The 13,807-nt window shown below is 60.3% G+C and carries 13 protein-coding genes; 1 reads left to right on the top strand and 12 read right to left on the bottom strand.

All coding sequences use genetic code 11. The features are described 5' to 3' along the window. The 11 genes from paaD to RTS12_RS16895 all read right to left on the bottom strand — a co-directional run. Nucleotides 1-320: 1,2-phenylacetyl-CoA epoxidase subunit PaaD (paaD, locus tag RTS12_RS16945; protein ID WP_312530611.1), on the bottom strand; the 320-nt coding region annotated here is incomplete at its 3' end. A 4-nt stretch (nucleotides 321-324) separates the two neighbouring features. Then, a complete protein-coding gene (paaC, locus tag RTS12_RS16940) occupies nucleotides 325-1,101 on the bottom strand; it encodes a 1,2-phenylacetyl-CoA epoxidase subunit PaaC (protein ID WP_312530609.1) in 777 nt (258 codons plus the stop codon). Next, nucleotides 1,101-1,385 carry a 1,2-phenylacetyl-CoA epoxidase subunit PaaB gene (paaB, locus tag RTS12_RS16935; protein ID WP_312530607.1) on the bottom strand — a complete coding sequence of 95 codons (285 nt, stop codon included), beginning with the start codon at nucleotides 1,383-1,385 and terminating at the stop codon, nucleotides 1,101-1,103. Before paaB ends, paaC begins: the two co-directional genes overlap by 1 nt. A 78-nt stretch (nucleotides 1,386-1,463) precedes the next feature. Continuing rightward, nucleotides 1,464-2,456 carry a 1,2-phenylacetyl-CoA epoxidase subunit PaaA gene (gene paaA / locus RTS12_RS16930; RefSeq protein ID WP_312530605.1) on the bottom strand — a complete coding sequence of 331 codons (993 nt, stop codon included), beginning with the start codon at nucleotides 2,454-2,456 and terminating at the stop codon, nucleotides 1,464-1,466. 21 nt (nucleotides 2,457-2,477) lie between these two features. Beyond that, on the bottom strand, nucleotides 2,478-3,683 hold the full coding sequence (gene pcaF / locus RTS12_RS16925; RefSeq protein WP_312530604.1) for a 3-oxoadipyl-CoA thiolase: 1,206 nt from the start codon (nucleotides 3,681-3,683) through the stop codon (nucleotides 2,478-2,480). Nucleotides 3,684-3,894: 211 nt separating this feature from the next. After that, complete coding sequence (locus RTS12_RS16920) at nucleotides 3,895-4,689, bottom strand: PaaX family transcriptional regulator C-terminal domain-containing protein (RefSeq protein WP_312530603.1); 795 nt, start codon at nucleotides 4,687-4,689, stop codon at nucleotides 3,895-3,897. A 227-nt stretch (nucleotides 4,690-4,916) separates the two neighbouring features. Next, nucleotides 4,917-5,603, bottom strand: coding sequence for an ABC transporter ATP-binding protein (locus RTS12_RS16915; RefSeq protein ID WP_312530601.1), 687 nt, complete (start codon nucleotides 5,601-5,603; stop codon nucleotides 4,917-4,919). Next, entirely contained in the window at nucleotides 5,600-6,349 is a 750-nt protein-coding gene (locus tag RTS12_RS16910; protein ID WP_312530599.1) for an ABC transporter ATP-binding protein, read from the bottom strand. Before RTS12_RS16910 ends, RTS12_RS16915 begins: the two co-directional genes overlap by 4 nt. Further along, complete coding sequence (locus RTS12_RS16905) at nucleotides 6,342-7,319, bottom strand: branched-chain amino acid ABC transporter permease (RefSeq protein ID WP_312530597.1); 978 nt, start codon at nucleotides 7,317-7,319, stop codon at nucleotides 6,342-6,344. The genes RTS12_RS16910 and RTS12_RS16905 overlap by 8 nt, the downstream gene beginning before the upstream one ends. Next, nucleotides 7,316-8,227, bottom strand: coding sequence for a branched-chain amino acid ABC transporter permease (locus RTS12_RS16900; RefSeq protein WP_312530595.1), 912 nt, complete (start codon nucleotides 8,225-8,227; stop codon nucleotides 7,316-7,318). The genes RTS12_RS16905 and RTS12_RS16900 overlap by 4 nt, the downstream gene beginning before the upstream one ends. A gap of 95 nt (nucleotides 8,228-8,322) precedes the next feature. Further along, nucleotides 8,323-9,477 carry an ABC transporter substrate-binding protein gene (locus RTS12_RS16895; RefSeq protein ID WP_312530593.1) on the bottom strand — a complete coding sequence of 385 codons (1,155 nt, stop codon included), beginning with the start codon at nucleotides 9,475-9,477 and terminating at the stop codon, nucleotides 8,323-8,325. Nucleotides 9,478-9,673: 196 nt separating this feature from the next. Between RTS12_RS16895 and RTS12_RS16890 the strand changes: the two genes are divergently transcribed. After that, nucleotides 9,674-12,136 carry an AI-2E family transporter gene (locus RTS12_RS16890; protein WP_312530591.1) on the top strand — a complete coding sequence of 821 codons (2,463 nt, stop codon included), beginning with the start codon at nucleotides 9,674-9,676 and terminating at the stop codon, nucleotides 12,134-12,136. Between the two features lie 70 nt (nucleotides 12,137-12,206). Here RTS12_RS16890 and RTS12_RS16885 read toward each other — a convergent pair whose 3' ends face one another. Continuing rightward, nucleotides 12,207-13,559, bottom strand: a complete 1,353-nt coding sequence (locus RTS12_RS16885; RefSeq protein ID WP_312530589.1) for a F390 synthetase-related protein — start codon at nucleotides 13,557-13,559, stop codon at nucleotides 12,207-12,209. Nucleotides 13,560-13,807 lie beyond the last annotated feature (248 nt).

Below are 13,807 nucleotides of genomic sequence, written 5' to 3'. Positions count from 1 at the left end.
GCAATGCCATAAGCGCGCAGCTTGTAGCGCCCGGCTTGGGTCCGCCAATCGCTTGTCCAAGGCGGCGACAGACGGCGATCAAGGCGCAGCTTGTCGACCCCATGGCCGCGCAGGGCGGTCTCGATATCAAGATTGATGATCGAGGTCGCCGGGCAGCCCGAATAGGTGGGCGTGACGGTCACGACCAGCAGATCATCCTCGAAATGGACATCGCGGATGATGCCCAGATCGGTCAGGGCGATGACCGGGATCTCGGGGTCGGGAACCTCGGCCAGCCATTGCCAGACCTGCGCGACACTGGGAAGGCTTGCGCCGCTCATGGCGTTACCAGGTCGCGCCGGGGTAGGCGCGCTGCAAAAATTGCATCTCTGCCAGCAAAAAGCCCAGATGTTCGGTGTGAATACCGGTTTTCCCGCCTTTATGCTGCCAGCTGGCCTCGGGCATGGTCAGCGTCGCTTCGTCAAAGACGTGGCGCAGCGTCGCTTCCCAGCCTGCTTTCAGGCTGCTGGGCAGGGGGGCAATCCCCGCATCGGCCATGGCCTGATCGGTGGCATCATCGCCAAACATCTCGCCGGTATAGGCCCAAAGCGCGTTCAGCGATTTTTGCATCCGGTTGTGGCTTTCCTCGGTGCCATCGCCCAGGCGCACGACAAGATCGGCCGAGCGTTCAAGATGATAGGCGACCTCTTTGGCCGCTTTGGCCGCGATTTCGGCCACGCGCGGATCGCTTGAGCCCTGCAAGGCGCGCAGCAGTTCCATATGATAGGCGTCAAACAGGAATTGGCGCATCAGGGTCTGGCCGAAATCGCCATTCGGGCGCTCGAGCATCAAAATGTTACGAAAGGCGCCTGCGTCACGAAGGAAGGCCAGATTGTCGGCGCTGCGGCCCTTGGCTTCGACCTGACCCGCCAGCTCTAGCCACAATTGTGTCTGGCCGATCAGATCAAGCGCCGTATTCGAGATCGCGATGTCTTCTTCCAGCGCGGGCGCATGTCCGCACCATTGCGAGACCCGATGACCCAGGATCAGCGTGTTATCCCCGATGCGGCAAAGCCAGTCAAAGAAGGCGGCCTGATCGACCGCGGTTGCGGTATCGGCCATCACATATGCCCCACTTCATCAGGGATCGGGAAGAAGGTCGGATGACGATAGACCTTGTCATTCGACGGCTCGAACAGCGGACCCTTGTCCGAAGGCGAGGAGGCCGAAATATCATTCGACTTCACCACCCAGATCGAGACGCCCTCATTGCGACGGGTATAGACATCGCGCGCATTGCGGATCGCCATTTCGGCATCGGGCGCATGAAGGCTGCCGACATGGCGGTGGTTCAGACCGTGCTGACCACGGATAAAGACTTCCCAAAGGGGCCATTCGTTGGACATGTAAATTCCTCCCTAAGCTTGGGGATTTCTGGCTGGGTGGACAAGACGGGCGTTGACGCCCGCCAGATCATCAGACGGTTACTCGGCTGCCTGCAGCGCGTGGCGTGCGGCGGATTTCTCGGCATGTGCCATCAGCCCATCGCGAAACCATGCGCCATTGTCCCAGGCATCAACGCGGGCCTGAAGGCGCTCGGCATTGCAGGGGCCATTTCCGGCGATGACGGCGAAGAACTCGTTCCAGTCCGGCTCGCTGAAATCATAGCCGCCCTTTTCCTCGTTCCAGACAAGGTTCTCGTCAGGAACGGTCAGGCCCAGATATTTCGCCTGAGGCACGGTCTGATCGACGAACTTTTGACGCAATTCGTCATTGGTGTTCATCTTGATCTTCCAGGCCATCGACTGGGCCGAGTGGACGGAATCCTTGTCCGAGGGGCCGAACATCATCAGCGAGGGATACCAAAAGCGGTTCAGGGCATCCTGCGCCATCGCCTTTTGTTCGGGCGTGCCGGCGCACATCTTCATCATGATGTCGTAGCCCTGACGCTGATGAAAGCTTTCCTCTTTGCAGATGCGGATCATGGCACGGCTATAGGGGCCATAAGATGTCCGTTGCAGCGGCACCTGGTTCATGATCGCCGCACCATCAACCAGCCAGCCGACCGCGCCCATATCGGCCCAGGTCAGGGTGGGATAGTTGAAGATCGAGGAATATTTCATCGAGCCATTGTGCAGCTTTTCGAGCAGCTCATCGCGCGAGACCCCAAGGGTTTCGGCAGCCGAGTACAGATAAAGCCCATGGCCCGCCTCATCTTGAACCTTGGCCAGCAAGATCGCCTTACGCTCAAGCGTGGGGGCGCGTGTGATCCAGTTGCCCTCGGGCAGCTGGCCCACGATTTCGCTATGTGCGTGCTGGCCCATCTGGCGGATCAGCGTCTTGCGATAGCCGTCGGGCATCCATTCCTTGGGCTCGATCTTTTCGTTGCGGTCGATGCGCTCTTGAAAGGCGCGCTCTTGGGGGGGCATTTCGGCGGCGGTTTTGGCGCCTTCGGTTTTGACGAGCTGTGCATACATGGCTTGCGAAACTCCCTTAACTCAAACGCGTTCGATGATCAGCGCGATGCCCTGACCGACGCCGATACACATGGTACAAAGCGCATAGCGCCCGCCCGTGCGATGCAGTTGATACATGGCCGTCGTGACCAGACGCGCCCCCGACATGCCAAGGGGATGTCCGATGGCGATCGCCCCGCCATTGGGGTTCACCTGAGGCGCATCATCCGGCAGGCCAAGATCGCGCAGCACGGCCAAAGCCTGCGCCGCAAAGGCCTCGTTCAATTCTATCACATCCATATCGGCCAGCGTGAGGCGTGTTTTGGCCAGAACCTTGCGCACGGCCGGGGCGGGGCCAAAGCCCATGATCCGCGGCGCAAGCCCTGCGGCTGCCATGCCGATGATGCGGGCCTTGGGCGTCAGCCCTTGGGCTTTGGCTGCGTCAGCAGATAGAATGGCCAGCGCCGCTGCGCCGTCATTCACGCCCGAGGCATTGCCCGCGGTGACGCTCAGATCTGGTCCGTTCACCCCTTTGAGGCGGCCCAGTTGCTCGATCGTCGTGCCGGGGCGCGGATGTTCATCCGTGTCGATGATCAGCGGTTCTTGCTTTTTGCGCGCGACTGAAACCGGGACGATTTCATCCTTGAACAGGCCTGCCTCTTGCGCGGCGGCCCAACGGGCCTGGCTGCGCGCCGCAAATGCATCCTGATCTTCGCGCGAGATGTTGAAATCTGCGGCGACATTATCGGCCGTCTGCGGCATCGTATCGACGCCATAAGCCGCCTTAAGCGCCGGGTTCACGAAGCGCCAACCGATCGTCGTGTCGTAAACCGCATTACTGCGCGAAAATGCGGATTCCGCTTTCGGCATCACAAAAGGCGCGCGTGACATGGATTCGACACCGCCCGCGATTACAAAGTCGCAATCGCCCGCCTTGATCGCCCGCGCCGCCATGCCGATGGCGTCCATGCCCGAGCCGCAAAGCCGGTTGACCGTGGTACCCGGAACCTCGACCGGCATCCCCGACAGCAAAACCGCCATCCGTCCGACGTTGCGGTTATCTTCGCCCGCCTGATTGGCGCATCCAAAGATCAGATCATCGACCTGCGACCAGTCAACATGCGGGTTGCGCTCCATCAGCGCCTTAAGCGGCAGGGCGGCCAGATCATCAGCCCGAACCGAAGATAAGGCACCAGCATAGCGCCCGATCGGTGTGCGTACCGCGTCGCAGATAAAGGCATCCTTCACGCCCGGTCTCCCTCATGTCAGTGGCGAAGGCTGACGATGCTCCTATTCGTCAACCGATTGGTCAACTTATAACACTCAAACATTACAGAACAAAGAGAAAAGTTAATGCAAGTGTAATGTCTTAAATTTCCAAGGATTGCTTAGGGAATTCATCATTCTAGGGGGCGAAGTTAGATCAGATCGTCCAGACGGGCCTTGGAAATCACGCTGCTCATAGGAAGAAAGCCGTCCTCGCCGACAAGGTTCCTTGCGATATGTGATTCAGCCGGGGCGGACAAAGAACATAAAGGCGCGCGAAGAGTTGGGCCGCCGCATGGCCCGCCCAATCGGCAGCCAAGGCAGAGGGCGGCAGGCGGGGGTCCCGCAAAAGCGTGCTTCGATAGCATTCAACCAGCAAGAGCCTGGCAATCAGCGCATCCTCGGGCGAAATCTCTGCCCCTTCGGCCAGCGATTGTGCCAGGGGCGAAAAGCGGGCCAAAAGGTCTTGATAGCCAGCTTGCAGCGGCGCCAGATCCCAACAACTGGCGATCTGGCGGTCATCCGGGCCAAGTGCTGCGCGCAACACCATGACCGCTTCGGGCAGGCTTTGGCCGTGATCGGGGGCGATCAGAACGCCGCCCTCGATCCGGCCAAGGCGCTGGCGGCGGATCACATCCTCGGTCAAGGTGGGGGCATGCAGGACGATCCAGCCCAGAGGGGGCTCGGGCGCGCGATAAAGCAGCTTGGCCACCTGCGCGAATTCGGTGCGCGCGGCGGGCGCCAAACGGTAATAGCTGCGCCGACCCACGCGTTCACCCGCCAGGCGGCCCGCCTGGACGAGGCGCGAAACGGCGGTGCGGACCAGGGATTCGCTGATGCCCACGCGCGCGCAGATCTCGATCAGATTGCCCATCCACAAAACCTCGCCGCGCGGCACGACGACATCGCCATAGACGGTGACAATGAACGAGCTGGCCCGCAGCGGCATGTCTTTTTGAAGCTGGGGCAGGATTGAGGTCATCGTCATGCGCGCAATCTTTACTGATCTTATGGCGGGCCGGGTGATTTGGATTGGCGGGCTGTTTTCCCAAGGAAAGGGCGTGCTGTGTTTATTCGCTAGGCGGCGCAGCGGCGCTTGTCAAATCGCTGCCCCATCGCGTCGCCTGCCCCAGAAAGGGCAATGGCGTCGGGCGACCCGCGCCAGCCTGCATTTCAACAATGTCTTGAGCCTTGTTCAGGCGGCGTTTGGCTGGCCTAAACCCCAAGCCAGCGCTGCGCGATATCAGGACCAAGCGTGGACATAGGCCCGCTCCAGACCGAGGTTCCGCGTTCAAGGATAACGGCATGATCCGCCACGCCGGCCAGTTCTTTCAGCGATTTGTCGACGACAAGGATCGATAGCCCCTCGGATTTCAGGGCGCGGATGCCGGCCCAGATCTCTTGGCGAACGACCGGGGCCAGCCCCTCGGTCGCCTCATCTAAAATCAGCAGGCGCGGGTTGGTCATCAAGGCCCGGCCGATCGCCAACATCTGCTGCTCTCCGCCAGAGAGTGTGCTGGCACGCTGGCCCATGCGTTCGCCCAGACGAGGGAAAAGCGCGGTCACACGCGCGATATCCCATGGGCCCGGTCGCGCGGCGACGGTCAGATTTTCCATGACATTGAGCGGCCCAAAGACCCGGCGCCCCTCGGGAACCAGCCCCAATCCGGCGCGGGCCGCCTGATGGGGGGCAAGACGGGTCAAATCGGCACCGGCAAAACGGATCTCACCTTGCAGCGTCGGTAAAAGCCGCATGATGGTTTTGATCGTCGTGGACTTTCCCATGCCATTGCGGCCCATCAGGGCCAAAACCGTGCCCTCGGGCAGGGTCAGGCTAACGTCATGGAGCACGGTGGCCTGACCGTAGGCCGCACGAATATTGCGCAGGGTCAAAAGGCTCATGGCTCTTCTCCTAGATAAGAGCGCTGAACCTCGGGATGAGCGCGGATCTGGGCGACGGTGCCAGTGGCGATAATGCGGCCATAGACCAGAACCGAAATGCGATCGGCCAAGGAAAAGACCGCGTCCATGTCATGCTCGACCAATAAAATCGGTGCCTTATGGCGAAGGTCTGACAAAAGCGCGGTCAATTGCGCAGCCCCTTCAAGGCCCATTCCCGCCATAGGTTCATCCAGCAAAAGCGCTTTGGGCGCCAATGCCAGGGCCATCGCGATCTCAAGTTTGCGCCTTTCGCCATGGGCCAGCTCACCCGCCTTGACCGCGCGGCGTTCGGACAGTCCCGCGGCCTCGATATGGGTCAGCGCGGGTGCCGTCAGCTGCGCCTGCCGCAAAGCGGCTTTGCCAAAGCGAAAGACCCGCCCCGAAGCACCCATGACGGCAAGAACCACATTCTCGAGCACGGTGAAATCTGGGATGACCGCCGATACCTGAAAACTGCGCGCCAGCCCCAGCCGTGCCCTAGCGGCGACATCCAGCGCATCGATCGGTTTGCCCTGGAATTTGACCAAGCCACTATCGGGGCGAATCTCACCGGTGATTTGCTTGATCAGCGTCGATTTTCCCGCGCCATTGGGGCCGATCAGGGCGTGGATCTCGCCGGGCAGCAGGGTCAGGCTGACATCATCCGTCGCGGTTAATGCGCCAAAGCTTTTGCGCAGGCCTTGCAGCTCGAGCACGGGGTTAGTCATGGCGCTTTTCCCGCAAGATCAATCCACTTAGGCCGCCGGGGGCGAAAAGTACGATCATCAAAAGCAGCAAGCCGACCAGCCCCAGCCAATAGTCCGACACCGGACCCAGGATTTGCTCGAGCAGGATATAGACCGCAGCCCCCGCAATCGGTCCCGCCAGCCTGCCAACGCCGCCCAAAATGACAAAGACCATGATCTCGCCCGACATATGCCATGACATGCTGGCGGGGCTGACGAAGCGGTTCAGCTCGGCGTAAAGCGCGCCTGCCAGACCGCAGATCATGGCCGAGATCACAAAGGCCACCAGCTGCACCGCATAGGGGCGGATGCCCACCGCCGCCGAACGCGCGGGGCTTTGACGTGCGGCCATCAGGGCAAGACCGAAACGCGCGAGGGTCAGGCGATGGCTTGCCAAAAGCACGATCGCCAAAAGCCCTGCGCAAATGGCAAAGAATTGCAGCGGATCAAAGGTGTTAAGGCCGGGAAAGCTGTTGCGTGTGTAAAACGACAGGCCGTCCTCGCCGCCGTAAGCAGGCCAGCTGACCGCCAGATAGTAAAGCATCTGCGCAAAGGCCAGCGTCACCATGATGAAATAGACCCCAGAAGTGCGCAGCGACAAAGCGCCGATCACCAATCCGGCCAGCCCCGCTACCGCAATGGCAAAGGGCCAGATTGCCAGCATTTGATTGGTGCCCTCAAAGCCAATGATTAGCGGCTCGTAATTTGCGGCATGGCTGGCAAGGATCGCGGTTACATAGCCGCCAATGCCAAAAAATGCCGCATGGCCGAAGGAGACCAGCCCGCCATATCCAAGCGCAAGGTTCAGGCCGACGCCCGCCATGCCAAGGATCGCAACCTTGGTGGCCAAGGTGACGGTAAAGCTTTGACCAAGCAGCGAGGCGATCAGCGCGACCGCCACCAGAAGCGCGAAAATCGACAGATCCAGCAGGGTTTCACGGCGAAAGGTCACGCTTTTGCTCCGTAAAGGCCTTGGGGGCGCACGATCAGCACGGCTGCCATCACCAGATAGATCAGCACCGAAGCAAGCGCCGCACCCACGGGGCCGGCATTGGTCCCGATCAATGGTTGCAAAATGATCGGCAAAAGCGCCTTACCCAGCGTATCGGTCATCCCCACGACCAGCGCGCCGATAAAGGCGCCCTTGATCGATCCGATCCCGCCAATGACCACCGTGACAAAGGCCAGGATCAACACCGGCTCTCCCATTCCGACCTGAACCGATTGCAGCGTGCCGACCAAGGCACCGGCCATGCCCGCAAGTGCGGCGCCAAGTGCAAAGACGGCCGTGTAAAGCGCGCCAATATCCACCCCAAGCGCCGAGATCATCTCGCGGTCGGCTTCTCCGGCGCGGATGCGGATGCCAAGGCGCGTGCGCGTGATCAGCAGCCACAGCCCCAGCGCAATCAGCGCGCCGATGGCGATGATGACCAGCCTGAACAGGGGATAGGTGATGCCGCCCGGCAAATGCACAGCGCCAGCCAGCAGAGGAGGCAAAGACAGATAAAGCGGGAAAGAGCCGAACAGCCAGCGCGTGCCTTCGGAAAAAATCAGGATCAGTGCAAAAGTTGCCAAGACCTGATCCAGATGATCGCGCCCATATAGCCGCCGGATCACCAGCCGCTCGATCAATGCGCCGACCAAAGCCGCCGCGACAAGGCTGGCGGCCAGACCCAGCCAGTAAGATCCGCTTGCTGCGGCCACTGCGGCACAGGCAAAAGCGCCGACCATGTAAAGAGATCCATGCGCCAGATTGATCAGCCCCATGACGCCGAAAATCAGCGTCAGCCCCGCCGCCATGACGAAAAGCATCATCCCGTATTGCAGCCCGTTCAGGGCCTGCTCAATGAGCAAGGTCAAAACTTATTCTCCGGTCGGGATCTGCAGTCGAAAGCGGGTCGCTTGTGCCCGATAAGGGCAATCGGCCCCCGGTGGTGATGCCGGGGGCCGGGAAATCACATTTTGCACTCGGCCGCATAGGCATCACCATGATCCGTCATGGCGGTGGCGACAATTTTATTGGTCAAGGTGCCGTCCTCTAGGACGACTTCGCGCACGAACAGATCCTGGATGGGGTGGTTGTTGGGACCAAAGCTGAATTTGCCACGCACCGAGGCAAAATCCGCCGCCTTCAGCGCTGCGCGGAACGCTTCTGGATCCGAGGGTTGCGCCTTTTCCAGTGCCGAGGTCAGCAGGTTTGCGGTGTCATAGCCGTAGGCTGCATAGATCGAGGGCAGGCGGCCATATTCGGCCTTGAAGCTGTCGACGAAAGCCTTGTTGGCAGGATTGTCGAGATCCTTGGACCAGTTCGAGGTGTTTTTCACCCCAAGTGCGGCCTCGCCCACGGCGGGCAGCACGTCCTGGCTAAAGGAAAATGCGGGGCCGATGACCGGGGTTTCGACGCCGGAGCCGGCATATTGCTTCATAAAGGCGATGCCCATGCCGCCCGGCAGGAAAAAGAAGACAGCATCCGCGCCTGCGGCACGGATCTGCGCGATTTCCGCGGCGTAATCGGTCTGCCCAACCTGCGTATAGACCTCGGATGCGATCTCGCCCTTATAAAAGCGCTTGAACCCGGCCAGGCTGTCTTTGCCCGCCGGATAGTTGGGCGCTATGATAAAGACCTTTTTGAAGCCCGCTTCATTGGCATAAGCGCCTGCGGCCTCGTGCAGGTTATCATTCTGATAAGACACCGAGAAATAGTTCGGGTTGCACCCTTTGCCCGCCAGCGCCGATGGGGCCGCATTGGTCGAAAGGTAAAACTTGTTTTGCTGGACTGCTGCGGGCACCACGGCCATGGCAAGGTTGGACCAGACGATCCCGGTCAGGACATCGACCTTGTCGGATTGGATCATCTTATCGGCGATCTGGACCGCGACATCGGGCTTTTGCTGGTCATCTTCGATCAACAACTCGATATCCTTGGCCTTGTCGCCAGCTTGCTTCAGCGCCAGCTGAAAGCCATCGCGCGTGTCAATGCCAAGCCCTGCGCCGCCACCCGAAAGGGTGGTGATCATGCCGACTTTGACCGGGTCGGCAAAGGCTGCGGTGCTGGCAGCCAGCCCTGCGATCAGGGCCGTGGTCAGCCTTAGGCTTGTGGTGATGGTCATGGCAGTCCCCCCGTCGAAAATTCGGCACCCCTTAGCGGATGCGCTTTCCGAGGTTTTCGCCCAAAGCGGCGCGCAAAGAAAGGGGGGACGCGCAAGAAAAGGGGAAGGGCGGGCAGGCGTGGGAACCAAAGCCAGCCGCGCGCGATTAAGCAAAGCTATCTCTGCGAAAATTCCCGCTCTTGAAAGGGTTATTTGGATGTCGTCCGAGCTGCTGCCAAAATCCGATCCATCCGGTCCTTCAGCTGCATCTTCGATGGCTTTGCCGTCCAGCCCGCAAGCCGCATCCGAATGGTCCGGGGCAGGGCCGATCGCGGAAAGCGCCCCCCCTCAGATGGAGATCATGCGTCTGGCTGCCTGGCTGGTCGTCGTCGCGATCCTGATTGGCGGGCTATATGTGGGCAAAGGGGTTTTGATCCCGCTGGCAATCGCCTTTTTGATCAGCTTCGCCCTGAGCCCCTTGGTCGGCTGGCTGACCCGACGCGGCCTGTCGCGGGTGATTTCGGTCTGTGCTGTCATGTTGACGGTGGGGCTGTTCATCGCGGCGCTGGGTTTGCTTGTGACGTCGCAGGTTCGAACCCTAAGTGCCGAATTGCCGACCTATCAATCCACCATTCGCACCAAGATCGAATCCCTGGCCACACAAATGAAGGGGCCGGGCATTTTCGACGGCGCACTTGAAACCGTCGATACCGTGCAAAAAGAGGTCAGCGCAGCCGTTCAGGGCGAGGATGCGGCCGGCCATCCCCAACAGGTCGAGGTCATTCCCGCGCCTGTGTCACCATTTCAGACCGCAAAGGAATGGCTGACCCCCGCCCTTGAGCCCTTGGCAACTGCGGGCATCGTCTTGGTCTTTGTGTTTCTGGTTCTGCTGGACCACGGAGATCTGCGCGACCGCCTGATCAGGCTTTTGGGGGGCAACCTTCACCGCTCGACCGATGCCCTGGAAGAGGCGGGGACCAGAATTTCGAAATACCTGATGATGCAGATCGCCGTGAATATGCTTTACGCGGTGCCAATGGGGTTGGGGCTTTGGCTGATCGGCGTTCCGGGCTGGCTGCTTTGGGCGACGCTTGCCGCATTCATGCGGTTCATCCCCTATATCGGCCCGATGCTGTCGGCGATCTTTCCAATCGGCCTTGCCTTTGCGGTCGATCCGGGCTGGAGCATGGTCTTATGGACGGTCGCGCTGATCGTTATTCTAGAGGCGGTCAGCGGCAATATCATCGAGCCGATGCTTTACGGCACAAGCACCGGGCTTTCGGCGATTTCGCTGATCGCCGCCGCGACCTTCTGGACCGCGCTTTGGGGACCGGTCGGCCTGATTTTATCGACGCCTTTGACCGTTTGCCTTTTGGTTCTGGGGCGCAATTTGCCGCAGCTGCATTTCCTAGAGGTTTTGCTGGGATCAAGTCCGGTTCTGGACGAGCCGACGCGGATCTATCAACGCCTGATCGCCGATGATCCCGACGAAGCCATCGAGATTGCGACCACGGCGATCAAGGCCAGCTCGGTCCCGGATTTCTATAATGATGTCGGTATCGAGGTCTTGCGTCAGGCCAGCAATGACTATCTCAGCAATGCACGGGCAGAACACCGGCTGCGTGTGGCAAATGGGATGGACCGTTTGCTAGAGGAATTGAACGAGGAATTTCCGGGCAGCGTTCCCCCCGGCGAGCCGGCCAAGATCGCTTGCATCGGCGGAAAGTGGGAAATCGACAGCACCGCCTGTGAGCTGCTTGAACATGCACTGGCCATCGAGGGCATGGGCTCGGTCCATCGCCCGGCCGGGCTATTGACCGCGCGCTATCTGGATAAGCTGGATCTGGGCGGGATCGAGGTGGTTTGCATCAGCTATTTCAGCCGCGATCCCGAGAATGCCTTGCGCAACTTTTGCCGCCGCCTGCGCCGCCGCTGGCCGGGCATCCGCATTGTTGCGGCATTGTGGAATGCCCCCGAGGCGCTGGTTAATCAAAAGCGCATTCGCGAATTGGGTGCAGATGAGGTCGTCACTTCGGTCGACGAGGCGGTGGGCCGTATCCATCGCATGATCGCCCCCGAAGAGGCGGTACAGGCCCAGATTGCCCCCACGCCCGAAGATGACGCGGCGCGCGTCGAGGCGCTGATGGCAAGTGAAGTGCTGGACGGCCATGCCCGCGAAGAACTGGACGCGCTGGCCGCCCGTGCGGCGGATGTGTTCGACGTGAAATTCGCGGTCATCTCGGCGATCAATGCCGATCAGGAATATATCATCGGTCAAAGCATGGATCTGCCGGGAAAACGCACCAGTGACGGCACGGATATGATCGTCATGCCGCGCGCCGAGGCGATCTGCGATCACGTTGTCTCGGGGGGCGAGATGCTGGTGGTTGATGACACCGAACGTGATCCTCGTTTTGCAGATCATCCCGCCATTCAGCTGTGGAAAACGCGGTTTTACGCAGGGGCGCCGCTGCGCACGGCCGAAGGTCATGTATTGGGCGCGCTGTGCCTGTTGGACACGGTACCGCGCGACTTTGATGACGAGGAATTGGCCCTGCTTGACCATCTTGCGGCCGATGTCGTGGCGGTGATCACCGGCGAGGAAACCTCATCCCCACCGGCCGAGCCCGCACGTGACGACGCGGCTTCGGCGACGGTTGGGCAGATGGTGCCAGATTGATCTGATGACCCTTGCCGTTTTGACCGGCACCAACGGTCTTCGCTGATCCGTTGGTGCCGGTGCGCATCAATCAGGCGATGCGCAAAACAGATGGTCTTTCGGACGCGGCCTTTGACGTGGCCTCTTGATCGGGTTGGGGCATCATCACCGCGCGAATGCGCCGCCTTGGGCCTGTGCTCACAGCAGGCAACCTTTCGCGAAAGATCATATTGGGTGGGTTGCAGCCCAGGCGATTGGCCAGCTCGACAAGGTTCAGGCGCATCAACCGCGCGGCGCGGGCAAAGGCGGGGCTGTCGAGCGAGATTTCAATCTGCTCTGTCCCGTATTGAACAATACGATAATCCAGCACCGGCACCGGCATATCCGCGATGGTCTGTGCCAGCATCTGGCGCGTGATCAGCCTTTTTTGGCCGTCCAGACCTTTCCACCAGATGACATCCTCGAACCGGCCCTCGATTCGGCGGATGTTCAGACTGGCGCAACCGCAAAGGCAGGGTGAGGGATCGGGGATCAGCACATCCTCCATGCGATAGCGCACAAGTGGCAGGGTTTGGTGATGAAAGGCGGTGATGATCGGTCGAAACGCGCCGGATTTCGGGTCGATGATGTCGCGTTCGATGTGAAAAAGCCGCTCATTCAGGTGCAGGCTACCATGCGAGCAGGTCTGGCCCAGCAGCCCCTCGGCCGAGTCGTAGATTTGCTCGGGCCATATCCCGAACGCCTCATGGATGTCTCGCTCATCCAAAGCCGTCAGAACCTCGGCGGTCGAGACCAGGGCGCGTGGCGCGACCCTTAGACCTGCGGCAAGCTGCCATTGCGCCAATTGCACCAGAATATGTGCAGCTGCGATGATCAGATCCGGGCGCTGGGCATTGAGGGACGCAATCATCTGGCTGCGATCTGTCGCAGGGTCATAGATTTTGCTGGAAAGGAAGGGCGAGGAAAAGTTCAGCCGTGGCGCGCCCATTGGACCGTGAAAAATTGCCACACGCAGCCGCCCAGTCCAAGGCCGTGCCGATGGAAGAAAGCGCCCCAGAACCGCCGCCGCGTGCCGTCCACGTTCGGCGCGGTCGCTAAGCCAAAGGTTGCGCAGCCCCGATGTGCCCGGGGACAAGGTGATGGCAAGTTCACCCAGATGGGCGGCAGGCGCGGCATCAGCCTCGGCCTGCAAGGCAAGCGCCATGGCCTTGTCTCGTGGCAGGTTTCGCGTGTTGAGCTGGCTGAAGTGCTCCATCATCAACGCTTTGGTCATGATCGGCCAATCACTTAGCCGATGTGACGAGAGGGCCGCGTAAAATGGCGATTGCGGCATGATCTTGCTGCGCAAATGTCGAAATGCGCGAGCCTGAAATCGGGCAATTTCACTGGCAGAGGAAAATCTGCTGCCGTAGCGATTGAATAAGAACGTAGCAAAAAGAGACATCGTTACCTCATGTGACGCAGCGCGGACCGGAGGAAGACAAGGGTTTAGGTGGGCCAGATCACCATCATGCGTCCGGCCCGAACCAATCAGTTTAGCGCTGGGGCGGCCTCAACCCCGCGCGGAAACAACAAAAGACGCGATGGTTCAGAACCGGGAAGTTCCAGTCATCGCCAGTGTATCGGATGGACAGCACCAGAACATCCAAAACGAGGACCATAAGCGGGCTTACGCCCTACAAGCAAAAACAC

Source organism: Paracoccus sp. (in: a-proteobacteria) (assembly GCF_032007265.1).
Lineage (GTDB): Bacteria > Pseudomonadota > Alphaproteobacteria > Rhodobacterales > Rhodobacteraceae > Paracoccus.
This window is presented reverse-complemented; position numbering and strand designations above follow the sequence as displayed.